Genomic DNA, 22,678 nt, shown 5'->3' with positions numbered 1-22,678 from the left:
CTTCGTCACTACGACGAAGCCCAAATCCTCCTTAAATCACAACCTCAAATCTGTGCCATAGGTGCTGACGGGGGACAATCTGAAGGTGCGATGGCCGGGATTTGCGCCGGCCAATTGCGCTGCAGCGCCGACTGTGCCGGCTTTGGCGCGAAGCGTGCCGTCATATGCGCGAACACGACCGGAATTCGCGCGAATCACCGAAGGAAGCTGATTCGTTCCTTCCTCTATGTTCTCTTAATGTTCTTTTCGTTTTCCTACAGGCTTCCTTCGCGTTTAGCCGGTGATTCGATCACCTCCACCGGAAAGGATTCGCCGATGACCAACATGGCGCTCTTTGCAGAACAACAAGTTCGCGCCGACCTCGCCCGGCTGCTTTTGGCCGCCGTCGAAGCCAGCGGCCGTGCCCGCTGCGACATCGCGCGCGACGCGCAGATCCATAAGGATGCCCTGCGCCGCGTCCTTGCCGGCGAACGGTCGGCCAGCCTCGGCGAAGCCTTGCGCATTCTTGCAGCGTGCGGCGTCGCGCCGCACGCGCACTTGCTGCTGTTTCTCGTCAGCAGCGGCGATCACGCGATTGCGTGGCTGCAATCGGACCTCGCGCAATTCTTCGAGGACTTTTCCGGCGAACTGCCTTCAGCGCTCGAACGTGTCCTGGGCAACCAGGTTCACGATGTGAAGCCGCGCTGGGCTAAGGGCACGGCGCATCGTGTCGCCCGCCTGCTTTCCGATCACATCGACGAGCTTGAACGCAAGGACGCCCTGATTGGCGATGTCTTCGCCGGTACCGAAGGAGGCCATCGTGGGTGAAGAGATCGACAAGGAGGCAACAGAGCCCCGTCGGGTGACGCGTCTCATTCGCTTGCCCGAAGTGCAGCACCGCGTCGGGCTTGGCCGTTCAACGATCTATCGCTGGATGGCCGAGGGCAAGTTTCCGAGGCCTGTGCAGCTCGGAGGATACTCGGTTGCGTGGGCGGAAAGCGAGATCGACGGGTGGGTGGCCGATCGTATTAAGCACTCGACATAGCCACCTCGACGTATCCCCTGTGACCAATAGAAAGAGCCCAGCTACCGTGCAGTAGATTGATCAGCTGGGGAGGGTGCCTCGCGAAGCCGGCGGGCGCGTTCGACAAAATGCTCCATCTGCGTGGCAGCGTGCAAGGTAAGCGGATGCGGCTTCGCATCGGCACGCGGGGATATGAATTCCGCGATTTCTTCGATTGCTGCCAGCTGATTGGCGCTGGCCTTCGACAGAAGGCCGAGCACCATGTTCTCAAGGGCGATCACCCTGATGCGCAACTGGATCATTTCGGCATCGGAAAGTGGCGGAATATCCCATTTCTCACAATCGGCAGCGAGCGCTTCCTGCGGCCCGCAGGGCAATGCCCCGCCTTCGTCTTCCCAGCGCGACAGCGCACCGGCTTTTCCCGTTTCCGACATATGCGGTTCCTTTCATAAGCACCGAGGCGATTGTCTGCGCGCTGCTCACATAGCACAAAGCCATGCCGGGACGCGCCTGGCACGGCGACAGCGAAGCCGGGCAAACGGAACCCCGCACGTCGGGTTGGTTTGCACGCGGGGTCCTGAACGGCCCCTTGGGGGCACCTGCGACCCGCAGGGCGTCGGGGGGAGGCGGGGCCGTCCTTTCCTGATCTTGCGATGTTCGTTTGTGTTTTTGCCGAGGGTATCTCCTGGATAGCCGTGTCACCGGGAAACGCGTCCGATCACATACCTTCCATGTCGTGATCGGCCATCGAGGACATGTCATGACCCGCATGGGGATCGGCCGGCTGGGTCGCCTCGCTCGCGGGTTGCGTGCGTGTTGCTGGAGGTGCGGGTGTGGCAGTTGCGCGTGATGCGGGAGAGGCAGCGTGCCGTGAGGCGGGCGTGGCGGCGCCATTTGTCGAAAGAGCGTCCTCCCGAGCGGTCGCTGCCTCATCTTTGGAGGGAGAGGCTGCCGGATCGGCAAGACCCGCCTCGGGTGCCGTGCCAGCCACCACCGCAGCTTCGCCCATAGGCGAAACCTCAGCAGCCGGTGTGCTCTCCTGCGCTTGGTCACAAGCGGCGAGAGCGAACGTCAATGGCGCGGTCGCGAGAAATGCTATCGCGGTGTTCGATTTCAGAATTCGCATGTTATTCAACTCCTTCAGAGCCACGAAACGCCAAGATGGTCCGGTCCGTGCGCGAGCTCGCCGCCAAGGAACCCCTGGATGAGAACGAGTGCCGCCATGGAGAAGATCGACGCGCGCAACCATGCGCGGCTCTGGCTCGGCCTGCTCGCGAGGTATGCCATCGCAATACCGAGAACCGCGATCAGCATACCGGTCCATCGATGGACTTGCATGACAGTATCGCCGCCGAACCACAGACCGGTGTGAATCCATCCGAACAGAACTGCGACGACTGCGCCGATTGCTCCGCCGTAGACGAGTACGCGCACCGCACTTTCCAGGCCCGCTCCTTTCCGGCGCATCACGAACAATTCGGTGGCCGCAGCCATGAAAAACAAGGCGATCGGGAAGTGGATCGTTGCCGGATGCAGCTTTTTCAGTACGGCCATGACGCCGGTTTCGCTCTCATCCGCATGGCCACCGGCCTCGTCATGGGCTGCGCCCGCTTCATCGTGCGCGCCGGAGGACTCGCCAGCATCCGCAGTCTCGCCCATCTGCGCCATGGCCGCCTGGTCGTGCACATCGCCATTGGTGGCAGCAGGCGCGGCGCTCGCCTCTTCGCCGTGCTTTTCGTCGCCATGAGCCTGAACGGGTCCGACGAAGAGCAGGCTTGCGGCGAGCAGCGCCAGAAATGAGGGGGCTTTCATGTCTCGTATGTCTCCCGACCCTGCAGTTAAAGTGCGACCTATGTGCCTGATACGCACGGCAGCCGCGTGCCCCTCGCATTAATTTGATAGTTCAGCGCGACTGAAGTGCGCCCGGGTGGTCACGCTTGCTGGCGGCATCATCGCGATCGTCGAACGCATTCGGCTCCTGGCCGCGTTCGGCCTGGCGAACGAGGGTAAGGCGTTCGCCCACGCGAATAAGCCCCATGGGCTCAGGCGAGCTTGCTCTTCTTTGCGCGGCGGCGCAGCCTCGGCATCCGGTTCGCCAGCAGGACGAAACCCGACAGGGCTATGATCGTGCCGCCAATGCCGAACAGCAGCAGCCACCAACTGTTGATGCGGTCGCGCTCGGTCCAGTCCATGATGTGGAGGCCCCAGATGAAATCGAACAGGCGCCATGTATCGCTGCGCGCCGCCCCGAGCGTGCCGCTGGCGGCATCGATGTAGATGCGCGTCGAAGCCTCGTCAGCATAGGTGACCTGCCAGGCCGGAAAAGGGCCGCGAAACTCGGTTCCGATGGGGTCATCGACGATCCGTGCGGCCTCGATGGTCGTGCGCGGCCCGGTCCATGCGCGCAAGGCGATGGATTTTGCCGTTGCCGCCGAGATGGGGGAGAGTTTACGCCCAGTCACCGGATCGTGGAGGCTCACGCTACCGTCAACCTTGCGGACCTCGGTCACGGCATCGCCGTCGAGCGAACGTGTCGTTACCGCTGCAAGAGTACCGTCGTTTGCGACCCAGGCCGGGAGCGGGGCATCGGCGGGCAGCGCCTCTTGTTCACGCGAAACGACATGTTCGGAGCGAACTTCTTCCAGGTCGAGAAACGACATGAGGGCGCCGGTTCCCATCCACAAGAGAACCTGGACACCGACGAAAATCGCCAGCCATTTGTGGATCTTGCTGCCGAGCACATGCAGGCGCAGCTTCAGCGACGGCGTTGCCAACCGGTGCTACCTCTTCGAAAGCCGTAATCAGTTGCGCGGCGCGCGCGACGAGGAATGGTACTGGACGATTCTCCACCCGTCCGCATCGTGAGCAAGCACCGATGTCGCCACGCCGTCGCGCTCGATCACCCGGCCATCGCTAAGTTCGATGCGATAGCCATACGTCTCATAGGCATGGGCCATGTGCCCCATCCGGGTGACGGTCAGCGTGGGGTCGGTAAAGGTGAAGCTCACAATCGCGTCGAGCTCGGGGCCCAAATGGTGCTCCATGTAATTGGCAAAGCTTCCTTCGGCCTTGCCATTCTCGAAGATCGCCGAGTCCTCGGCGAAGAGCGCGCGCATTGCCTGCGCGTCGCGCGCTTCAAGAGCGGTGCGATAGGCCTTGAGGGTTTCTTCAGCGCCCGCGACATCGTCCGCCGAAGCGTCCATCGCGTGCATCTGATGGTTCGCATGGGAAGAGTGGTCCATCTGCTGCGCGAAGGCTGGCAGCGGTATCAGCGTGGCAACAAGCGCAGTCGCCGCGATGCGTGTCAAAGGCTTGGTCATGGAAGTTCTATCCTTTTTGAGATTTCAGAACCAGAATCGCACACCGACGACATAATTGGTGACGCTCGGATCCTCTCCGGCGGCCCGCGCAAAATCCGCGCTGTCGCCGATGCGCCATTCCTGGGAAACGCCGACATAGGGCGCGAATTCGCGTGCGAACTCGTAGCGAAGACGCAGACCTGCCTCGATCCGGTCGAGGCCAGCGCCAATGCCGAGTTCGGGAATATCCTGAGCGGAAAGTGCGATTTCGGCACGCGGTTGAAGGATCAGCCGCTGCGTGATGCGCTGATCAAGTTCGCCCTCAAAACGCGCCGTCACATCGCCCTTGGTGGAGACGAAGGCCGCGGCATCGACCTCGAACTGGTAAGGCGCGATCCCTTGGATACCGATAACCGCGTGCGTGCGTTCCGGACCGGTCAGGTCCTGGCGAACACCCGCCTGGAAATCGAAGAAGGGCGCAATGGCGCGGCTCCAGAGCGCCTGGACCTCGGCGCCTTCTATGGGTTCGCCGAAGCTGCCCTCACCCTCGGACTTGAACCAGAATTTGTCGATGTCGCCGCCATAATATCCCTGGATGTCCCACAGATATCCATCCTTCCCCTCGCGGGCGCGGTACTCGAGCCGGTCGCCCTGAAACCAGAAGCGCATTCCTCCGTCGGTCTCGCGGACAAGCTCGCGGCGCGCTTCGTTCATGGCTTCCTCGCCCCAGATGGCGACCGCCGCGCGCGCTGGGCCGCTCCCTGCTTCTGGAGGAGGCGGCAGCAGCGGGATATCATCGTCCGAGCCCATCTGCATCGCCGAATGGTCCATGCCCTGCCTGTCCTGCGAAGGCGTCTCCCCATGGTTCATCTGGCTGTGATCCATCTGCCCATGGTCCATCGACGAACTGGCCTCCGCCTGACCCATCTCGCCGTGATTCATCTGCGAATGATCCATCGCGCCTTCGGCGGGCTTGCCCTGCGGCATCGAGCCGTGATCCATTCCTTCATGACTTTCGGGCGATGCCTGTGGACGGGCAGCGTCCACAGGCATTGTCATGCCAGAATGGCCATCCTGAGCGGTCATCGCACCATGATCCATGGTTGAGTGATCCATCTGCGAGCGGTCCATGGCGGCTTCAGGTTGAGCAGCCGGTTCGCATGCTCCATCTGCAACCGGATGCCCCATCGCGCGATGGCGCTCGGCTTCTTCCTCGCACTTCGTCTTCGCGTCAGCCTGCGCCTCGGCGCTTTGCTGCGGCTCCGCCGGCGAATGACCGGCATGCTGCGCCGCCGCGGGGGAGGCGAGAACTGAGCCGGCTGCGACCGATGCGAGCAGGCTGACAATACGAATTTTCATGCTTCGCTCCCGTCGGGATTGGCGACCGTGACGATCTGAAACATCCCGGCATGCATGTGGTAGAGAAGGTGACAGTGGAAGGCCCAGTCGCCCGGCTCGTCCGCCGTCAGGTCGAACTGCGCGCTGCCACCCGGCTGCAGGATTACCGTGTGCTTGAGCGGTTGACGATCGGCCGGCGCGCCATTGACCAGCTCGAAGAAATGACCGTGCAAGTGAATGGGGTGCGCCATCATCGTGTCGTTGACGAGCTTCACGCGCACGCGCTCGTTATAGGCGAAACGGATCGGCTCGTCTGAGACGGCGGAGAACTTCTTGCCGTCGAACGACCACATGTAGCGCTCCATATTGCCGGTCAGATGAATTTCCATTCGCCGGGACGGCGTGCGGCCCTCGCGGTGTGGAGTCAGCGCGCGCAGCTTGCGATAGTCGAGCGTACGATGCGGCACATCGGCGAGACCGATGCCGGGATCGCCCATGCGGTCGACCGGGTTCATCGAGACCATGTCGAGACCGGGCCCGACCTTCACATCGGGCGGCAGAAGCGACGTGTCGCGCATCTGCATCCCCGACATGCCGGCCATGCCTGCCATCTCGGATTGGCCGGACGAACCATGATCCATCCCCGCCATGTCGCCGCCACTTCCGTGGTCCATGCCCGACATGCCGGCATCGCCAGACGAGCCGTGGTCCATGCCGCTCATGCCCATGTCGGCCATGGTCAGAAGCGGCGGATCGCGCAGCGGCGGAATGGCGGCGCGAGCGCCGGGTGCGCTCGCGAGTGTGGCAATACCCATGCCCGAGCGGTCCATCGACTCCGCGACCAGCGTGTAGGCTTGTTGCGCGCCCGGCGTCACGACGACGTCGTATGTCTCGGCCACACCGATCTGGAACTCGTCGACCTCCACCGGCTCGACGTTCTGCCCGTCCGCCTGAACGATGGTCATCGGCAGGCCGGGAATGCGAATATTGAAGAAGGTCATGGCGCCGGCATTGATGAAGCGCAGCCGCACGCGTTCGCCCGGGCGGAAGAGGTATTCCAGATTGTCGAGCGGGCCATGGCCGTTCAGAAGATAGGTATAAGCCGCGCTCGACACGTCGAGGATGTCCGTCGGCATCATGCGCATTTTCGCCCACATCCGGCGATCCTCGCCCGAAAGCGGGTAATCGTCGGTCCAGGTGTTCTGGTTGTAGTTGAAGTAGCCTTCGCCCTTCTTGAGCTTGTCGAAAATGGTGTGGGGCGACATGGCGCTGAATTCGCTCAGCACCACGATATATTCGCGGTCGGCCTGAACCGGATCGGGTCCGGCGGGATCGATCACGATCGCGCCGTAATGCCCGGCCTGTTCCTGCAGGCCGCTATGCGAGTGCCACCAGTAAGTGCCCGATTGGCGAACCGGAAACTCGGCGGTGAAGGTCTCTCCCGGTTTGACACCGGGGAAGCTCACGCCGGGCACTCCATCGAGCTGAAACGGCACGAGCAGACCGTGCCAGTGGATCGAAGTATCTTCCTCGAGCTGGTTATGGACATTGAGCCGGACGGTCGTGCCTTCCTGCAAACGCAACAGCGGACCGGGGATCGTGCCATTGACGGCGATCGCGCCGCCGCGCCTGTTGCCGGTCGCGAAGGCCGATCGGGCAACGGTGAGGTCGATATTGGGGCCGGATATCTCGTCCAGCCCCTTGCGGGCGTTACCTGCGAGGATGTCCGCGCCCCGTGCCCAGGCAGGCATCGCCCCGGCAAGGCCGAGCAGACCCATTCCTCCTGCTCCGGCTCCGAGAAACTTGCGTCGATTGACGGCGATCATAAAGGGCTCCTGACTTGGCGTTTACCGTTACTTACGCGCGCGCCCAGCCAACCCCTCAAAGTTTTTCGAAGCGCTCCTTCAGCCTGTTGCGCGCGCGATATACGCGGGTTTCGATCGCCTTTTCGGTCGTTCCGAGAAGATCGGCCGCCTCGGCCTGGCTACGCCCCTCGATGGTCACGAGCACAAGCGCTTCGCGCAGCCTTAAAGGCATTCGCGCGATCTCGGCCTGAACGAGATTGAGCTCTTCCCTGGAAACGGCCAACGCTTCAGGACCCGGCAAATCGTCGGCGATGGAATGGAGTTCGTCATCACCCGACAGTCCGAAAAAGCCTGCGACCTTGCGCCTGCGCAAACGGTCCCGGCAGCGGTTGAGGACGACGGTTGTCAGATAGGGTCCGATCGGCTTGTCCGGATCGAGCCGATGGCGCGTCAGCCACACCGAAGCGAGGCTGTCCTGAACAACGTCCTCCGCCTGAGAAGGAGAGGAAAGCATGCGTGTCGCGAGCGCGAGAAGCCGACCGGTTTCATGCTCGACGAGCTTGCTGAAAGCCCGCTTGTTACCGGCCCTCACCTGCGAGACAAGGGCCTCATCCGGATTGTCGCCCGCCCCCGACATGGCGCTTCAGTCGCGCGGGTCGCGGGTCAGGGCGTCGGAGACCTTGCGGTCGAACTGGCGTTGCTGCTCGGGTTCGAGAATTTCACGCATGTCGAAGACATGCCGTACCGTTGCTTTCTGCAGATCGCCCATACGCGCATGCACCTCGTCGATCGCGGCCGAAACCTCGGGACCGTACTCGTGCTCATTTTCCATCGCCTGGGCGAGCCGGGCATTGGCTGCGCGCGCCGATCCTTCGAGCCGTGCCCTTTCGACAGCGAAACGGGCCTCGAGCGCATCGAGACGCTGCTCCTGGTCGGCCGTCAGGGTGAGCTCGTCGTGCACGAAATCGTGGAGGCCGGAGCCGGCCTCGTGATTGGCCCAGCGATCCGCGGCAATCGCGCCGAGGCATCCTGCAAGTGCTGCGAGAAGCACCGCGAGAACGATATGCGTCGTCTTCAAACCCTATTGCTCCACATGGAGGAGCGCCGATGGGGACAGCTGTTCGCCGAGGATAAGACCCTCGCCAAATGACGCGGAAGACGTGCCATAGCCGCCGGGCCAACCGCTCGTTCCGGCGCCAGCTCCAAGCCCGACGACGAACAGACCGACGAAAAGGGCCGTCCGGCGGCGTCGGTCGGCGATTTCGCCAAGCTGTCCGGCGCGCTGCCAAACGCCATCCATGAAGTCGGCTGGGACCTCGTTGGCGGCGGTGGTGGAAAGCGTTCCGAGCACCGCATCAAGAGAGTGATTGTCACGCATCCGAAAAACTCCTGTGGGTTGCACGTGTCCTATACGCGCTCGCCTGCACAATCCCTTAAACTTCTTTTTTTGAGGGAATGTCCAGCGCCATACGTAACCGAGACGGGTCTGTCAGAATCGGGTCGAACCCGGGATGAATGGGAACCAGCTCGTGAACAATATCACCGCACCTGAAGATCACGGCGAATTTACGCCTCTTCTTGGCAAGAGCTTTCTGACGCCCCTTTACGACCGGGCGATCGGTCTGTTCACCCGCGAACATCTCTGGCGACAAAGGATTGTCGAAGAACTGCACCTTGTCCCCGGCGACCGGGTGATCGATGTTGGCAGCGGAACCGGCACTCTTCTCAAGGCCTTGATGACGGATTGTCCGGAAGCGGGTCTGATCGGTGTCGAACCCGACCCGGATGCGCTCGCGCTTGCGCGGCGCAAGTTTGGCGCGGGAGCCGATCTCGTGAAATGGCACAATGGCTTTCTCGAAAGCCTCAAGCTGCCCGCAGGGTGGCAGCCGAACAAGATCGTCAGCAGCCTCGTCCTGCACCAGGTCCCCTTGCGCAAGAAGCAGACAATCCTGGAAACCATCGAAAGCTTGCTCGTGCCAGGCGGAACCGTGTTGATCTCCGATTATATGAAGCAGGATAGCCCACTCATGCGGAGCCTCTTCCGGGCGACCGTCCAGTCTCTTGACGGCATAAGCGACACGCAGCCCAGCGCCGACGGCGAGGTCGAAAAACTATTCGCCGAAATCTTCACCGAGCCATGCCTGCTCCAACGGTTCCCGACGGCAACCGGGACGATCTCGCTATGGCGCGGATACAAGAAAGGAATTGCACAATGAATTTGAAAAAGCCTTCGCTGCTCCGGCGATCGATTAGCGGCGCGGCCTTGCTCGTGCTGGCAGCCTGTTCGAACGTGGCTCAGGCAGCGACCTATACGATGTTCAGGGACCCCGGATGTGGATGCTGTCTCAACTGGGCAGGCCATCTTGAAGATGGGATGAACGCGAAGGTGGCATCGGTCGATAGCAACGACATGGCGGCGATCAAGACAGCGCGCGGCGTACCGGAAGAATTGTGGTCGTGCCACACGATGGAGGTCGATGGATACATCATCGAAGGTCACGTGCCCGCCGAAGCCGTCGCCCGACTTTTGCGCGAGCGGCCCGACGGCGTTGCCGGTCTAGCGGTTCCGGGAATGCCTCTGGGATCGCCCGGCATGGAGGCCGGAAACCGGATCCAGCCCTATGAGGTCATCGCCTTTGGTCCGACCGGACAGAGCGTCTTCGCATCTTATCGGTGATTGTAAGGAACTGACGCCAGTGGCCGCGCGAGAAATAAGGGCGATGTCTCGTTGAAGAACAATCGCGCGGGAATAACACAGAAGCCCGGGACACCGGGACGGGCGCTAAGATGCCTGTCGATCATCCCGCTGGGTCCGGGGCCGGCTGCCCCGACGGTCCCGGACCCTTCCGTTTGCATAATTTTAGGACGCACGAAGTGGGAGAAATGCGATGGTAAAAGGATCAATCAAGAACTCGATATTCGCATGGGGCTGGACGCTCAGCGTGTTCCTGCTTGTCAGCTACCTCCTATGCATTGCCTTCGGAGTCCTCGCACCCGAGCGGTTTCACATGCACCAAGCCTGGGCTCCGTTGCTGCCATGGTTCGAATGGCTGACCCTGTCGGGATTTCTTGCAGGAGCGGTGGGCAGTTTTCTCTACGGCTGGTACATCGCACTCATCGCGGTCCCGCTGCACCGGTTTTTCCAGGCCCGGTTTTCCTGATTTGACGCGCTGAATATTAGGCGCACTCAGCGTGGACTGCCGTGCCTTGACGCGCCGCCATCGGCATCGCTGCAGGAAGAAAGAGCGCGCCGCCGGAAATCGATAGCTCAACGCGATTTCGGGGCCAGCCCAAGGATGGCTCATGCCCCGCCAGAAAATTTTTTGAGGGGTGAGCCGCTTCGCAACGTACTGCTTGTCGTGATGTTTCTCGGACGGGAGGACATCGACAGGGGAAAGACTTGCAGACAGATGGCAACGATCAACATGGGAAGAGTGCTGGATCGATAACGCTGCTTGGCGGTGTCGCAATGGGAACCGGCGTCATGATCGGCGCTGGTATTTTCGCACTGACCGGCCAGATTGCCGAACTGGCTGGACCGCTATTTCCGCTTTCTTTCATAGTCGGCGCCCTGGTCACTTCCCTAGCCGCCTACAGCTACATCAAGATGTCGAACCGCTGGCCCTCCTCTGGCGGCATCGCGATGATTCTTCAGAAGGCCTACGGACCGGGTGTTGTTGCAGCATCGGCATCGCTCCTGATGGCGCTGTCGATGGTCATCAACGAAAGCCTGGTCGCTCGGACCTTCGCGACCTATGCCTTGCGGCCCTTTGGGCTCGAGAGCAGCGGCATTCTGGTTTCCGTCGCGGCACTGGCGCTCATCGTCTTCGCCTATTTCGTGAATGCGGCAGGCAACAAATCGGTCAGCGGTTTCTCTCTCGTCATGTCGGCGATCAAGATCGGCGGCATCGCCCTGTTCGCGATTGCGGCGATCTGGGCCAGCGGCTTTTCGGGCGGCGCCTTCTCAGAGCCAGTCGCGCTTTCGGGTCTCGACGCGTTGCTCGCGTCGGTCGCCTTCTCGATCCTCGCGTTCAAGGGTTTCACCACCATCACCAACAGCGGCGGCGAAATCATCGATCCGCACCGAAATGTTGGCAGAACTATTATCATTTCGATCACAGTATGCGTGGTCGTCTACCTTCTGGTCGCGGTGGCGGTCGGAGCCAGCCTCAGCACTTCGGAAATAGCGCAAGCGCGCGATTACTCGCTTGCGGCAGCTGCGCGCCCCGCGCTCGGAGAGCTTGGGTTCTATTTCACAGTCGCAATCGCGATCGCAGCCACGACCTCGGGTGTCATCGCCAGCGTTTTCGCCGTTTCGCGAATGCTGACGATGCTGACCGAAATGAAGATGATCCCGCATAGCCATTTTGGGATGAAGGGACCGATCCGCAGTCACATGCTGGTCTATACCGTCGTGGTCGCCGGCACGCTCGCGGTCCTGTTCGATCTTTCGCGGATCGCCTCGCTCGGAGCGTTCTTCTATCTCGTAATGGACATGCTCGTGCATTGGGGCGTGCTGCGCGGTTTGCGGGAAGAAATAGGCGCGCGTGCCTGGATCCTCTGGTCGGCGCTCATGGCGGACGGCGTAGTCCTGACAGCTTTTGCCCTCGCCAAGCTCAAAACCGACCCTGCGGTCGTCGCCTATGCGGTCGCAGGTATTGCCGCAGTGTTCGGAGCCGAATGGTTCTATCTCCGTCGGAATCCTGCGCTGCGTGAAATGCCCGCCACACACGATGGAGATCATCGATGATCGCCGCACTAATTCTCGCCATTGCACTTTTCCTAGCCTCGGTCGGCGTGCATCTGTCGATCCTCGGCGCAGGGCATCGCATGCTCGACGCACCCGGAAATTTCTCCGCCAAACTTGGGGTCGCGCTTCTCGTCCTGGCATCGCACCTGCTTGTCGCGACGCTCTTCGCTGGCGGTTTCTGGCTGGGCGCGGAGCTGGGCCTCGGCGGGTTCGACAAGACGCCGGCGATGAGTGCGATGGACTATTTCTATTTCTCGCTGATCAACGTGACCACGCTGGGGCTCGGCGACATCTACCCGACCGAGCACCTGCGCGTCATTGCCGGCGTCGAAGCCTTGACCGGCTTCGCGCTCATCAGCTGCTCGGCACAATTGTTCTGGACCATGATGAAGGAAGGAGAAAACGCATGACTGAAAGCACATCCCACTCGGATAAGGGAGGGGGCGGGAACTACTGGCGATTCATGGCCATGGTATCGACCTCGACCGTGATCATGTTCTTCCTGATGTACGCCAACAGCTTCGACATGGACGACGTGTTCTGGAGCGAGACGCGCTTCTGGATGATGTTCGTCATGGGCGCGATGATGATGGTGGTCATGCTTCTCTTCATGTGGGGCATGTACAAGGACCGGACCAAGAACTTCATCATCCTGGGCGTCGGAGCCCTCGTATTCGCACTCGCGCTATGGCTCGTACGCAGCCAGACCACGGTCGACGACACCGAATACATGGCCGCGATGATCCCGCACCACTCGATCGCGATCATGACCAGCGAGAGGGCGAGCCTGAAGGATCCGCGGGTTCGCGAACTTGCGCAGGCCATCATCGTCGCGCAGCGGCGTGAGATCGCCGAGATGAAATATCTCATCGAGGACATCGAGGAGAACGGTCCACGCACCGAAGAACGCCTGCCCGAGGAGATGCAGCAATGAACAAGATCGCACTTCTGACGCTTGCAGCCCTCCCGCTGGCGGCCTGCAACACCAATACCGCGGTCGGCAATGATCGCGAAGCGCAGCTCGATCCTCCGGCGACGGCAGCTCCGATAGAGAGTGCTGCGAGCGCTCTTGCCAACCTCAGCCCCGGCCTCATGCTGCCCGAGACCATGAGCGAGGCGGACCTCGCCGCGCTGGGAGCCGAAAACACGTGCCAGTTCCGCCTGACCGAGGTCGCTTTTCCGTCATTCGTCTACGACAACAGCGGTCGCGGGGCCATCAAGATCAACGGCAAGCTGATCCCTGTTACGGCAAGCGCCTCGGGTGAGTATGCGAATGGTGAGCTTCGTATCCGTACGCGCATTCTCGATGACGAAGGAGACGCGGGCTTGCAAATGCAGGAGCTCATCGTCGCCGGCCCCCGGATGAAGGACGAGTTCGGGTTCTGGGGGTACACGACTTGCGGCAACAGCGAAGCGTGAACACGAGCGAGCGGGCGCCGGCTTCCGTCGGTGCCCGCTCCATAATCATGATCGGCCCGGCAAGCGCGGCCGAATTTACAATGAGGTGCTACAGTGGAAGCTGAGCCTGTGACCGATGCAGCCCCCCTTGCGGTCTTCGGTGCCGGAGGAAAGACCGGCACGGAAATATTGCGCCATGCGGTCCGCAAGGGCATCGCGGTACGAGCGTTCGAACACACCCTGCCCGAACCATCGGACAGGGTCGACAATGTCGAGTATTTCCAGTGCGACGTTCTCAATGACGACTTCAGCAGCGAGCTTGAAGGTTGTCGTGCGGTCATTTCCGCACTCGGTATAGGGTTCAGTCCATCCACGACGATCGATCCGCCTCCGCTTTACACGGAGGGAACCCGCAGGCTGGTGGAAGCGATGTCGACGACCGGCATTTCCCAGATCGTCGTGATATCGGCGGCGTTTGTAGAGCCGCAACCCAGCGTTCCTGCATGGTTCGAGCTCACGGCAAGACCAGCCTTGCACAATATTCTCGAACAGATGCGCGCCATGGAAGATCTTCTGGAGCGCGCGAAAGGCCTGAAATGGACGGCTGCGCGACCGGGCTGGCTCCTCGACGAACCCTATACGGGTGAAGCCGTCATTACCGACGAGCGTCTTGCCGAGGGTTGCTTTCGTTGCAGGCACGCCGACCTCGCGGCAGCCATGCTCGAATTCGTCTGCGAGAACACCTGGGTCAACGCTAAACCCGCTATCGCCCGGCCAGAAGCAGACCGCTTCGAGAACGTCTCGGCGCTCAAAGCCGAATTCGGGATCGACTAGATCGACGCGGGCTCGCGGAAACACTCTAACGACGAGGCAAAACATGCTGCTCGAGAAGATAAAGACCCCCGGCCTCTCCCACCTTTCCTATCTGATTGGTTCGCAGGGCAAGGCAGCGGTCATCGATCCGCGCCGGGACTGCGAGATTTATGTCGAGCGTGCCCGCGCCGAAGGGCTGGAGATCACGCATATCTTCGAAACGCACAGGAATGAGGATCTCATCACGGGATCGCCGGTATTGGCCAAAATGACCGGTGCCCGCGTTCTGCACGGTCCAAACCCTGCGGACGAGATTGTTTTCGCCGACACCGCGCGAGAGGGCGACGTTTTCGAGATCGGGAAGTTGCGGATTTCGGTGCTCGAAACTCCCGGTCACACCGACGATCATCTCGCCTTCGTCCTCCATGACGACGATTTTCCCGAAGGACCGGTCGGCGTGTTCACCGGCGATGCGCTCTTCGTTGGCGACGTCGGACGCACCGATTTCTATCCCGAGCGCGCGCGGGAGGTCGCGGGCCTCCTGTACGATTCACTGCAGAAGATTTGCGGTCTGGGTGACCAGGCGATCATTTACCCCGCGCATGGAGCAGGCTCGGTCTGCGGTTCGGGAATGGCGAACCGGGAATTCTCGACCATAGGCCACGAACGTCGCAACAATCCGCGGCTCCAGATAGCCGATCGCGAGGAATTCATCGAGGCGAAGCTCGCCGAGCATCATTACCAGCCACCCTATTTCAGACTGATGGAGCGTCTGAATGTCGAGGGAACATCTCCTGCGCCACGGATCCTGCGACCAAAACGTCTCATGCTCTCGGACATCCGCGAAATCGACGCCGACCATGTCGTCGACGTGCGGGATCCGCTTGCATACGCAAGCGGGCATCTGCCTGGTTCGATATGCCTTCCGGTCGGCATGATTTCGGCGTTTGCGGGCTGGTTCATCAGGGAGGGTGAAACAATCGCCCTCGTCGGATCGGCGGAAGACCAGCTGGCTTCGGCCATGACGCACCTTGTGAGGATCGGGCTCGACTCGATCGTCGGCGGCTATGTCGGTATCGTGCCGGCTGCAGCGCAAGGAATGAAGATGGCGAGCCTTCCGATGATCGGGACGAACGAGGTTCAGGATCGTCTCGAGCGCAAGCGCGACGACTGGACCTTGCTCGATGTGCGTGACCTCGATGAGCGGCGCAGCGGCGCGATCGAGGGATCGGACCACATCTACGTGGGCGAGCTCAATTCCCGCTTCGCCGAGCTCGATCGCGAACGCGCCTATTCCGTCATGTGTGCCAGTGGAATGCGTGCGAGTGTGGCGGCGGGCTGGCTGCAAAGCAAAGGATTTGGCAAGCTCGATATATATCTGGGCTCGATGGGTGCCTGGCAGCACGCGTCGTGATGAACCATCGCACCCGATGCGAGGTCCTTGTCTTGCGCTCTTCAAAGCTTTACGCTTTTTTTATGCGAGTCTTGCGCACCCTTGGACTGCTACTGATCGCCTGCGGGCTGTTCGTCCAGTCGGCAGCGCATGCATCTGCCCTGCCTCAGGCGGTCGATGCAGGCAAACCGGCCTGCGCCGAGATGGAGATGATGGCGGGCGCAGCTTCCATGGACGATCATGACGGCGTGCCTTGCAAGAACCTTCGGCTGGATTGTCTCGTGGCATTCGGCTGCATCCCGCCCCTCGTTCCAGGGGGTGATGCGACCCTGGTCGGTGAAATACCGGCGCAGGCTTCTCAGTTCAGCAGATTAGTCTCCAATTCGCTCGCGGCCCCAAGGCTGGGGCCAGAACCGCCACCTCCGCAATTTCCGGCATGACCCGCGTGCAGGCATAAGCCTGTGCGCTCCTGCCTCTGGATGGACGACCTGCGCTCGATGCGGGCCGGTGATCCGGAACGCGTGTCTGACGCGCTCCTTTTGCGGATGAACGATCATGCAACGAATTACTTGGACCGCGATTCCGGTCCTGCTGGCCCTCGCGCCGGCGAGTAATGCCCAGTCGGTGGGCTATGAAGAAGCTTTGCGAGCAGCAACGAGCGACCAGCCCCAGGTTCGCACAAGCGAGCTGCGACTGGACGCCCGGCGCGAGATCGCCGACGCTGCCGATGAACTGCCCGATCCGCGCCTTCGCGCGGGCATCCAGAACCTGCCGGTAAGCGGGCCGGCTGCGTTCGAGCTGGGTCGCCAGCTCCCTACGCAAATCCAAGTCGGTATCGAACAGGAGATTCCCAATCTCGCGAAACGTCGGGCCCGGTTCGGAATGGCGGACGCCGACATCGACCTTGCCGCAGCACAATTGCGTCAGACCCGTTACAGGGTACGCGTCGGAGCAGGAATGGCATGGATTTCGTTGGCTTATGCCCAACGGGCTCTGACCGTCGCCGACGATGCACTTGCTGAAATCGAGGGGCTCGTACCACTCGCGCGCAGTGCTGTCGCCGCCGGTTCGGCCAGACCCGCCGAAAGTCTGGAAATACGCCGTGCCGTGCTCGAAGTCGAGGATATGCGGACCAGGATCGAGGCCGACCGAGAGGCCGCTCAGGCCATGCTGTCGCGCTATACCGCTCTGCCGACCGCCACCGCGACCGGAACCATCCCTTCGGCCGATCTCGATCCCGAAGGTTTGCGGGCCATGCTTCAAAGCAATCCGGAGCTCGTCGTGGCGCTTGCGCAGGTCCGCCAAGCGGAAGCGAGAAGCGATCTTGCCCGATCGGAAAGGCGTCCGGATTTCGGCGTCAATGTGAGCTATGGACGGCGCGATCCCGATTTTGGCGATGCAATCTCGGTGATGGGTTCGATCACGCTCCCGATTTTCGCGGACCGGCGCCAAAACCCGCGTATAGCCGCCGCCGAAGCCGAAGCGGCTGCGGCACAGTCGGCCAGAGCCGATCGGCTGCGTGAACTCGAAGCCCGGTTCGAAACCGATCTCGCGGCATGGCGCAGCGCTTATCGACAATGGCAGCGCGCGACCGACGAATTGCTTCCCCTTGCCGAAAGCCGCGTGGACCTCGAGCGCGCGAGCTTTGCCGCGGGCCGCGCGGAACTGCTCGACGTCATCGACGCCATCAAAACGCTCGCCGTGCTGCGGGTGGACATTCTGCAACGCGAGGAAGCGACCGTCGAAGCCGCCGCGAACCTGCGACTGACCTATGGGGAGTATGGCCGATGAGAGCCGCAATGGGAGCCGCGTGGGACAGGCTGTCGCCGCGCCAGAAATCCTGGACGATGGCAGGCACGGTCGCGCTCATCAGTCTTGCCGCCGGCTATGGTCTCTCGCAGCTCGGCGAAGGCCAGGGTGGTGCAAGCGACGCGGGCGGCAGTGCGACCGAATGCGAGGAGGTCCTTTACTGGTACGACCCGATGGTGCCGGGGCAGCACTTCGACGAGCCGGGCAATTCGCCCTTCATGGATATGCAGCTGGTGCCCAAGTGCGCGGGCGAGGAGGCCACTGCAGGCGTCAGGATAGATCCCGGCCTGGTGCAGAATTTCGGCATCCGCACCACTGAAGCCGAGTACGGCGTCCTCGAGCCGGAAATAACCGTCACAGGCGTTCTGGCCTACAACGAACGCGACGTCGCGATCGTCCAGCCACGTGCCGGAGGCTATGTACAAAGAACCTACGGCCGCGCGCCCGACGATGTCGTTGGACGGGGCGCGCCGCTCGCGGATATCCTGGTTCCCGAATGGGGCGGAGCGCAGCAGGAGTATCTGGCCGTCCTGAACAGCGGTGATGAAGAACTTGCGCAGGCCATGCGCGAACGCATGCGCCTTTTGGGCATGCCTCCAGGCCTGATCTCATCGGTAGGGCGCAATGGACGTCCGCAGTCCACGATCACCGTTACCGCGCCGATTGGAGGTGCCATCACATCGCTCGGCGTGCGTCCGGGAATGACAGTCATGGCCGGACAGACGCTCGCCGAGATAACCGGTTTCTCACCGATCTGGCTCGAAGCCGCGGTGCCTGAAACGCAGGCGGCGAATGTACGCGTCGGGCAACCTGTCAGCGCGACGCTGACCGCATTCCCCGAGGAACGCTTCTCCGGACCCATTGTCGCTATCCTGCCGAGCGCGGAGGATGCAAGCCGTACGATCACCGTTCGTGCGCAACTGCCCAATGCATCCGGTCGCCTCAAGCCGGGCATGTTCGCACAGGTCTCGCTGACCCCGGACACACGCCGCGCGCTGCTGGTGCCGTCCGAAGCCGTTATCAGGACCGGACGTCGAACCATCGTGATGGTGAAGCAGGACGAGGGCGGTTTCATGCCCGCCGAGGTCCGGATCGGCCGCGAAGCGGGTGGCAGGACCGAGGTTCTGGCCGGTCTGTCGGCCGGCGAACAGGTCGTGACATCGGGTCAGTTCCTGCTCGATTCCGAAGCAAGCCTTACCGGACTCGACGTCCGTCCGGTCGATCAGGCAGATGACGCTTCCACCGGCGGCGAGGACGAACCAGCGACCTTCGGTGCCACCGGCACGATCCAGTCGATCGCCAATGGTTCGGTGACGCTGCGGCATGGTCCTGTGCCCCGGCTCGATTGGCCCGCGATGACCATGACCTTCCGCACGAAGAGCGCGGCGCAAATGCGCGGGCTCGAGACGGGAGACAGGGTGCGCTTCACCTTCACCCAGCAGGATGCCGGCCCCCGGATCGAGTCTATCACGAGGGCCGGACAATGATTGCTCGGATAATTGATGCCTCGATCGCCAACCGCCTGTTTATCGTTCTCGCCGCCGTCGCGGTAACGCTGGCCGGTTTCTGGGCGGTGCGCACGACGCCGGTCGACGCGTTGCCCGATCTGTCCGATGTGCAGGTTGTGGTACGGTCAAACTATCCGGGGCAGGCCCCCCGGATCGTCGAGGACCAAGTCACCTACCCCCTGGCAACGACCATGCTTTCGGTGCCGGGGGCGAAAACCGTCCGCGGCTACTCGATGTTCGGCGACAGCTATGTCTATATCATCTTCGAGGACGGTACCGACCTCTACTGGGCGCGATCGCGTGTGCTCGAATATCTCAACCAGGTGCAGGTCCGCCTGCCCGATGGCGTGACGAGCACGCTCGGCCCCGATGCCACCGGGGTAGGGTGGATCTACGAATATGCGCTGATCGATCGCAGCGGCGGACACGACCTTGCCGGACTGCGCAGCCTGCAGGACTGGTTCCTGCGCTACGAGCTCAAGACAATCCCCGGCATTGCCGAGGTCGCCAGCGTCGGAGGAATGGTCAAGCAATACCAGGTCGTGCTCGAGCCTTACCGGATGGCCTCGCTCGGCGTGACTCACGCCGAGATCGTGAGCGCAATCCAGTCCGCCAACCAGGAAGCGGGCGGCTCGATCGTCGAGATGGGCGAAGCCGAATATATGGTCCGTGCCTCGGGTTATCTCGGCGACCTCGACGATTTCAGGGCGATCCCGCTGCGCGCGGTGAGCGGCGGCGTTCCGGTCACGCTGGGCGACGTAGCGACGATCCAGGTCGGCCCCGAACTGCGCCGAGGCATCGCCGAGCTCAATGGCGAAGGCGAGGTTGCCGGCGGCATCATCGTCCTGCGCCAGGGTGCGGATGCAAGAAGCGCAATACAGGCCGTCGAACAGAAACTCGACGACTTGCAGGCAAGCCTTCCCGAAGGCGTCGAGATCGTCACGACCTACGATCGCTCTCAGCTCATCGATGCGTCTATAGAGAACCTCACCACGAAGCTCATCGAAGAGTTTATCGTCGTGGCGCTCGTATGCGCGCTGTTCCTCTGGCACGCGCGCTCGGCACTTGTCGCCATCATCACCCTGCCTTTGGGCGTGCTCGCGGCCTTCATCGTGATGCGCATCCAGGGCGTCAATGCCAACATCATGTCGCTGGGTGGAATAGCCATCGCGGTCGGTGCGATGGTCGATGCCGCCGTCGTCATGATTGAGAACGCGCACAAGCATCTCGAGCGATGGGAACACGAGAATCCCGATACCGTGCTCGCGGTGAAGGAACGCTGGCGGATCATCGCCGATGCATCGAAGGAAGTGGGACCGGCGTTGTTCTTCAGTCTGCTGATCATTACGCTGTCGTTCCTACCGGTCTTCACCCTGCAGGCGCAGGAAGGGCGGTTGTTCGCTCCGCTCGCTTTCACCAAGACCTATGCCATGGCGGCCGCGGCCATTCTGTCGGTAACGCTGGTGCCGGTAATGATGGGATGGCTGATCCGTGGGAAGATCCCTTCGGAGGATTCCAATTTTCTCAACCGCTGGCTGACGAAAATCTATCGTCCGGGGCTCGACTGGGTCATGCGGCGCCCAAAGGCAACGCTGGTGATCGCGGCGCTGATCTTCCTGACCACCGCGATCCCCTTCACCCGGCTTGGCGGCGAGTTCCTCCCGCCGCTCGATGAAGGCGATTTGCTTTATATGCCGAGCGCGCTGCCCGGCCTCTCCCCCGGCGAGGCTTCGGCGCTGCTGCAGCGCACCGATCGCCTGATCAAGTCGGTCCCCGAGGTGGAAACGGTGTTCGGCAAGGCGGGGCGCGCCGATACAGCGACGGATCCGGCTCCCCTGACGATGTTCGAAACGACGATCCGCTTCAAGCCGCGCGAGGAGTGGCGCGAGGGAATGACGCCCGATCTGCTGGTCGAGGAACTTGACCGGGTCGTCCAGGTGCCGGGCCTCGCCAATGTCTGGGTGCCGCCGATCCGCAACCGGATCGACATGCTCGCGACCGGGATCAAGAGCCCGATCGGGGTCAAGGTTTCAGGCGACGATCTCGATCAACTCGAACGCGTTGCACTCGATGTGGAGCGTATCGCCAAGACCGTGCCTGGCGTGAGTTCCGCCCTGGCCGAGCGGCTGTCGGGCGGTCGGTATGTCGATGTCGATATCGACCGGATGGCGGCCGCGCGATACGGGCTCAACATTGCCGACATCCAGCAGATCGTCTCTGGTGCAGTTGGCGGTGCCAATGTCGCACGGACCGTCGAGGGGCTGGCGCGCTATCCGATCAATGTGCGCTATCCCCGCGAAATCAGGGACAGCGTCGAGGAACTCAGGGCCTTGCCGGTTCTGACGCCGTCCGGCCAACAGATCACGCTTGGCACTGTCGCCCGTATCGCCGTCAGCGACGGTCCGCCCATGCTCAAGAGCGAACAGGGCCGACTGACCAGCTACATCTACGTCGACGTCCGGGGCCGCGATCTTACCTCGGTGGTCGCCGATCTGCAGGAGGTCGTCGCCGCGGGTGCCGATCTTCCTGCCGGCGTCAGCCTGTCCTATGCGGGCCAGTTCGAATATCTGACGCGCGCATATGAGCGACTGAAGGTCGTGGTTCCCGCGACGCTCGCGATCATCTTCCTGCTGCTATATCTCATTTTCCGGCGCTGGGACGAAGCCTTGCTGATCATGGGCACGCTGCCCTTCGCGCTGACGGGCGGATACTGGTTGCTCTATCTGATGGGCTACAACCAGTCGGTGGCGACTGCGGTCGGTTTCATCGCGCTTGCCGGCGTCTCCGCCGAATTCGGCGTGGTGATGCTGATCTACCTGAAAGCCGCACTGGAGCGGCGGCGCGGTGATCTGAGCGCCGAAGAAGTAGACGAGGCCATCCGGGAAGGCGCGCTCCTGCGCGTGCGGCCCAAGGCGATGACCGTCGCAGTCATCCTTGCCGGTCTCTTTCCGATCCTGATCGGCACGGGCGCGGGCTCGGAAGTCATGAGCCGCATCGCCGCGCCGATGGTCGGCGGCATGATCACCGCCCCGCTCCTGTCCATGTTCCTGCTTCCCGCCGCTTATCTGTTGTTGCGGCGCCCCCGTCCGGAAAAACCGGCCAATTCTCAAGGAGAAGAAGAATGCGTACCCTAACCTACATAATCCTGCTCGCGGCACCGCTGGCGCTTGCAGCCTGCGATGCTGCGGACGATACCTCCGAGACCATGATGCCTGACGAAATGGCGAACTCGGACAGTATGCCCATGTCAGGCGAAATGCCGATGGCGGAGGAGACCGGCGGCGAGCAGAGCGCCAGCGCGGAGGGAACGGTTACAGCCATCGATCCCGAGGCGGGCACCGTGACCATCGAGCATAGTCCGGTCGAAAGTATCGGATGGCCGGCAATGACCATGGCCTTCGAAGCCGACGCGCAGATCCTCGAACAGGTCAGTATCGGTGAGGGAATAGCCTTCGAATTTCGTACTGGAACCGAAGGCAGTGTCGTTACCTCGGTGACGCCGCGATAGAAAAATAAGTGGGAGGTGCTCGGTCGCGCCGGCGCCTCCCACGCCAAAGCAGGT

At 62.1% G+C, this 22,678-nt stretch carries 27 protein-coding genes; 16 read left to right on the top strand and 11 right to left on the bottom strand.

What is annotated here, in order from left to right; genetic code table 11:
- Both Q9K02_RS14095 and Q9K02_RS14090 read left to right on the top strand, forming a co-directional pair.
- Positions 1 to 807, top strand: an 807-nt coding sequence (locus tag Q9K02_RS14095; protein WP_305933412.1) for a hypothetical protein, incomplete at its 5' end; no start/stop codon positions are given.
- Positions 800 to 1,024: a helix-turn-helix transcriptional regulator gene (locus Q9K02_RS14090; protein WP_141457938.1), complete on the top strand. Its 225-nt coding sequence runs from the start codon at positions 800 to 802 to the stop codon at positions 1,022 to 1,024. The genes Q9K02_RS14095 and Q9K02_RS14090, both read left to right, overlap by 8 nt.
- A gap of 41 nt (positions 1,025 to 1,065) precedes the next feature.
- Here the strand turns inward: Q9K02_RS14090 and Q9K02_RS14085 are convergent, their stop codons facing one another.
- The 11 genes from Q9K02_RS14085 to Q9K02_RS14035 all read right to left on the bottom strand — a co-directional run bounded on the left by Q9K02_RS14085 (position 1,066) and on the right by Q9K02_RS14035 (position 8,823).
- Positions 1,066 to 1,437, bottom strand: a complete 372-nt coding sequence (locus Q9K02_RS14085) for a hypothetical protein (protein ID WP_098104451.1) — start codon at positions 1,435 to 1,437, stop codon at positions 1,066 to 1,068.
- A 284-nt stretch (positions 1,438 to 1,721) separates the two neighbouring features.
- Positions 1,722 to 2,129 carry a hypothetical protein gene (locus Q9K02_RS14080; RefSeq protein WP_278323567.1) on the bottom strand — a complete coding sequence of 136 codons (408 nt, stop codon included), beginning with the start codon at positions 2,127 to 2,129 and terminating at the stop codon, positions 1,722 to 1,724.
- 14 nt (positions 2,130 to 2,143) lie between these two features.
- The gene (locus tag Q9K02_RS14075; RefSeq protein ID WP_009823986.1) at positions 2,144 to 2,815 is read right to left on the bottom strand and encodes a DUF2231 domain-containing protein; all 672 of its coding nucleotides are present in this window, start codon (positions 2,813 to 2,815) and stop codon (positions 2,144 to 2,146) included.
- A 91-nt stretch (positions 2,816 to 2,906) separates the two neighbouring features.
- Positions 2,907 to 3,041, bottom strand: coding sequence for a hypothetical protein (locus Q9K02_RS14070; RefSeq protein WP_267900630.1), 135 nt, complete (start codon positions 3,039 to 3,041; stop codon positions 2,907 to 2,909).
- A 4-nt stretch (positions 3,042 to 3,045) separates the two neighbouring features.
- Positions 3,046 to 3,777: a PepSY domain-containing protein gene (locus tag Q9K02_RS14065; RefSeq protein ID WP_009823988.1), complete on the bottom strand. Its 732-nt coding sequence runs from the start codon at positions 3,775 to 3,777 to the stop codon at positions 3,046 to 3,048.
- A 27-nt stretch (positions 3,778 to 3,804) separates the two neighbouring features.
- Positions 3,805 to 4,323: a YybH family protein gene (locus Q9K02_RS14060; protein WP_082924209.1), complete on the bottom strand. Its 519-nt coding sequence runs from the start codon at positions 4,321 to 4,323 to the stop codon at positions 3,805 to 3,807.
- Between the two features lie 24 nt (positions 4,324 to 4,347).
- On the bottom strand, positions 4,348 to 5,661 hold the full coding sequence (locus Q9K02_RS14055) for a copper resistance protein B (RefSeq protein WP_066761575.1): 1,314 nt from the start codon (positions 5,659 to 5,661) through the stop codon (positions 4,348 to 4,350).
- Positions 5,658 to 7,466, bottom strand: a complete 1,809-nt coding sequence (locus Q9K02_RS14050; protein WP_066761574.1) for a copper resistance system multicopper oxidase — start codon at positions 7,464 to 7,466, stop codon at positions 5,658 to 5,660. Before Q9K02_RS14050 ends, Q9K02_RS14055 begins: the two co-directional genes overlap by 4 nt.
- Before the next feature lie 55 nt (positions 7,467 to 7,521).
- Complete coding sequence (locus tag Q9K02_RS14045; protein ID WP_066761573.1) at positions 7,522 to 8,082, bottom strand: RNA polymerase sigma factor; 561 nt, start codon at positions 8,080 to 8,082, stop codon at positions 7,522 to 7,524.
- A 6-nt stretch (positions 8,083 to 8,088) separates the two neighbouring features.
- Positions 8,089 to 8,523 (bottom strand): Spy/CpxP family protein refolding chaperone, encoded by a 435-nt coding sequence (locus Q9K02_RS14040; protein ID WP_008603940.1) that lies wholly within the window; start codon positions 8,521 to 8,523, stop codon positions 8,089 to 8,091.
- 3 nt (positions 8,524 to 8,526) lie between these two features.
- Complete coding sequence (locus tag Q9K02_RS14035) at positions 8,527 to 8,823, bottom strand: hypothetical protein (RefSeq protein ID WP_066761572.1); 297 nt, start codon at positions 8,821 to 8,823, stop codon at positions 8,527 to 8,529.
- Between the two features lie 133 nt (positions 8,824 to 8,956).
- Here Q9K02_RS14035 and Q9K02_RS14030 point away from each other — a divergent pair, with 133 nt between their 5' ends.
- The 14 genes from Q9K02_RS14030 to Q9K02_RS13965 all read left to right on the top strand — a co-directional run bounded on the left by Q9K02_RS14030 (position 8,957) and on the right by Q9K02_RS13965 (position 22,624).
- Positions 8,957 to 9,661, top strand: coding sequence for a class I SAM-dependent methyltransferase (locus Q9K02_RS14030; RefSeq protein WP_066761569.1), 705 nt, complete (start codon positions 8,957 to 8,959; stop codon positions 9,659 to 9,661).
- Positions 9,658 to 10,122 (top strand): DUF411 domain-containing protein, encoded by a 465-nt coding sequence (locus Q9K02_RS14025; protein ID WP_066761567.1) that lies wholly within the window; start codon positions 9,658 to 9,660, stop codon positions 10,120 to 10,122. The genes Q9K02_RS14030 and Q9K02_RS14025 overlap by 4 nt, the downstream gene beginning before the upstream one ends.
- 211 nt (positions 10,123 to 10,333) lie before the next feature.
- Positions 10,334 to 10,606 carry a hypothetical protein gene (locus Q9K02_RS14020; RefSeq protein ID WP_010240151.1) on the top strand — a complete coding sequence of 91 codons (273 nt, stop codon included), beginning with the start codon at positions 10,334 to 10,336 and terminating at the stop codon, positions 10,604 to 10,606.
- Between the two features lie 284 nt (positions 10,607 to 10,890).
- Positions 10,891 to 12,195, top strand: coding sequence for an APC family permease (locus Q9K02_RS14015; protein WP_255356054.1), 1,305 nt, complete (start codon positions 10,891 to 10,893; stop codon positions 12,193 to 12,195).
- Positions 12,192 to 12,605, top strand: coding sequence for a potassium channel family protein (locus Q9K02_RS14010; RefSeq protein WP_054527894.1), 414 nt, complete (start codon positions 12,192 to 12,194; stop codon positions 12,603 to 12,605). Before Q9K02_RS14015 ends, Q9K02_RS14010 begins: the two co-directional genes overlap by 4 nt.
- The gene (locus tag Q9K02_RS14005) at positions 12,602 to 13,129 is read left to right on the top strand and encodes a DUF305 domain-containing protein (protein ID WP_172807445.1); all 528 of its coding nucleotides are present in this window, start codon (positions 12,602 to 12,604) and stop codon (positions 13,127 to 13,129) included. Before Q9K02_RS14010 ends, Q9K02_RS14005 begins: the two co-directional genes overlap by 4 nt.
- Positions 13,126 to 13,614, top strand: a complete 489-nt coding sequence (locus tag Q9K02_RS14000; RefSeq protein ID WP_066761563.1) for a DUF6692 family protein — start codon at positions 13,126 to 13,128, stop codon at positions 13,612 to 13,614. The genes Q9K02_RS14005 and Q9K02_RS14000 overlap by 4 nt, the downstream gene beginning before the upstream one ends.
- 108 nt (positions 13,615 to 13,722) lie before the next feature.
- Positions 13,723 to 14,427, top strand: coding sequence for an NAD(P)-dependent oxidoreductase (locus tag Q9K02_RS13995; protein ID WP_066761559.1), 705 nt, complete (start codon positions 13,723 to 13,725; stop codon positions 14,425 to 14,427).
- Between the two features lie 43 nt (positions 14,428 to 14,470).
- Complete coding sequence (locus Q9K02_RS13990) at positions 14,471 to 15,820, top strand: MBL fold metallo-hydrolase (protein WP_066761557.1); 1,350 nt, start codon at positions 14,471 to 14,473, stop codon at positions 15,818 to 15,820.
- A complete protein-coding gene (locus Q9K02_RS13985; protein WP_141457934.1) occupies positions 15,820 to 16,239 on the top strand; it encodes a hypothetical protein in 420 nt (139 codons plus the stop codon). Before Q9K02_RS13990 ends, Q9K02_RS13985 begins: the two co-directional genes overlap by 1 nt.
- Positions 16,240 to 16,354: 115 nt before the next feature.
- On the top strand, positions 16,355 to 17,590 hold the full coding sequence (locus tag Q9K02_RS13980; RefSeq protein WP_067684652.1) for a TolC family protein: 1,236 nt from the start codon (positions 16,355 to 16,357) through the stop codon (positions 17,588 to 17,590).
- An 8-nt stretch (positions 17,591 to 17,598) separates the two neighbouring features.
- Positions 17,599 to 19,095 (top strand): efflux RND transporter periplasmic adaptor subunit, encoded by a 1,497-nt coding sequence (locus Q9K02_RS13975; RefSeq protein ID WP_067684650.1) that lies wholly within the window; start codon positions 17,599 to 17,601, stop codon positions 19,093 to 19,095.
- Positions 19,092 to 22,250 carry an efflux RND transporter permease subunit gene (locus tag Q9K02_RS13970; RefSeq protein ID WP_265560222.1) on the top strand — a complete coding sequence of 1,053 codons (3,159 nt, stop codon included), beginning with the start codon at positions 19,092 to 19,094 and terminating at the stop codon, positions 22,248 to 22,250. Before Q9K02_RS13975 ends, Q9K02_RS13970 begins: the two co-directional genes overlap by 4 nt.
- A complete protein-coding gene (locus Q9K02_RS13965; RefSeq protein ID WP_066761550.1) occupies positions 22,238 to 22,624 on the top strand; it encodes a copper-binding protein in 387 nt (128 codons plus the stop codon). Before Q9K02_RS13970 ends, Q9K02_RS13965 begins: the two co-directional genes overlap by 13 nt.
- Positions 22,625 to 22,678 lie beyond the last annotated feature (54 nt).

This window comes from Qipengyuania profundimaris, assembly GCF_030717945.1.
Classification (GTDB): Bacteria; Pseudomonadota; Alphaproteobacteria; order Sphingomonadales; family Sphingomonadaceae; genus Qipengyuania; species Qipengyuania profundimaris.
This window is presented reverse-complemented; position numbering and strand designations above follow the sequence as displayed.

Bases quoted from the DNA above. Each gene is read 5' to 3' on its own strand.
- Q9K02_RS14085 (WP_098104451.1), bottom strand. From the start codon at position 1,437: ATGTCGGAAACGGGAAAAGCCGGTGCGCTGTCGCGCTGGGAAGACGAA.
- Q9K02_RS14080 (WP_278323567.1), bottom strand. From the start codon at position 2,129: ATGCGAATTCTGAAATCGAACACCGCGATAGCATTTCTCGCGACCGCG.
- Q9K02_RS14075 (WP_009823986.1), bottom strand. From the start codon at position 2,815: ATGAAAGCCCCCTCATTTCTGGCGCTGCTCGCCGCAAGCCTGCTCTTC.
- Q9K02_RS14070 (WP_267900630.1), bottom strand. From the start codon at position 3,041: ATGGGGCTTATTCGCGTGGGCGAACGCCTTACCCTCGTTCGCCAGGCC.
- Q9K02_RS14060 (WP_082924209.1), bottom strand. From the start codon at position 4,323: ATGACCAAGCCTTTGACACGCATCGCGGCGACTGCGCTTGTTGCCACG.
- Q9K02_RS14055 (WP_066761575.1), bottom strand. From the start codon at position 5,661: ATGAAAATTCGTATTGTCAGCCTGCTCGCATCGGTCGCAGCCGGCTCA.
- Q9K02_RS14050 (WP_066761574.1), bottom strand. From the start codon at position 7,466: ATGATCGCCGTCAATCGACGCAAGTTTCTCGGAGCCGGAGCAGGAGGA.
- Q9K02_RS14045 (WP_066761573.1), bottom strand. From the start codon at position 8,082: ATGTCGGGGGCGGGCGACAATCCGGATGAGGCCCTTGTCTCGCAGGTG.
- Q9K02_RS14035 (WP_066761572.1), bottom strand. From the start codon at position 8,823: ATGCGTGACAATCACTCTCTTGATGCGGTGCTCGGAACGCTTTCCACC.
- Q9K02_RS14030 (WP_066761569.1), top strand. From the start codon at position 8,957: ATGAATGGGAACCAGCTCGTGAACAATATCACCGCACCTGAAGATCAC.
- Q9K02_RS14025 (WP_066761567.1), top strand. From the start codon at position 9,658: ATGAATTTGAAAAAGCCTTCGCTGCTCCGGCGATCGATTAGCGGCGCG.
- Q9K02_RS14020 (WP_010240151.1), top strand. From the start codon at position 10,334: ATGGTAAAAGGATCAATCAAGAACTCGATATTCGCATGGGGCTGGACG.
- Q9K02_RS14010 (WP_054527894.1), top strand. From the start codon at position 12,192: ATGATCGCCGCACTAATTCTCGCCATTGCACTTTTCCTAGCCTCGGTC.
- Q9K02_RS14005 (WP_172807445.1), top strand. From the start codon at position 12,602: ATGACTGAAAGCACATCCCACTCGGATAAGGGAGGGGGCGGGAACTAC.
- Q9K02_RS14000 (WP_066761563.1), top strand. From the start codon at position 13,126: ATGAACAAGATCGCACTTCTGACGCTTGCAGCCCTCCCGCTGGCGGCC.
- Q9K02_RS13990 (WP_066761557.1), top strand. From the start codon at position 14,471: ATGCTGCTCGAGAAGATAAAGACCCCCGGCCTCTCCCACCTTTCCTAT.
- Q9K02_RS13985 (WP_141457934.1), top strand. From the start codon at position 15,820: ATGAACCATCGCACCCGATGCGAGGTCCTTGTCTTGCGCTCTTCAAAG.
- Q9K02_RS13980 (WP_067684652.1), top strand. From the start codon at position 16,355: ATGCAACGAATTACTTGGACCGCGATTCCGGTCCTGCTGGCCCTCGCG.
- Q9K02_RS13975 (WP_067684650.1), top strand. From the start codon at position 17,599: ATGGGAGCCGCGTGGGACAGGCTGTCGCCGCGCCAGAAATCCTGGACG.
- Q9K02_RS13970 (WP_265560222.1), top strand. From the start codon at position 19,092: ATGATTGCTCGGATAATTGATGCCTCGATCGCCAACCGCCTGTTTATC.
- Q9K02_RS13965 (WP_066761550.1), top strand. From the start codon at position 22,238: ATGCGTACCCTAACCTACATAATCCTGCTCGCGGCACCGCTGGCGCTT.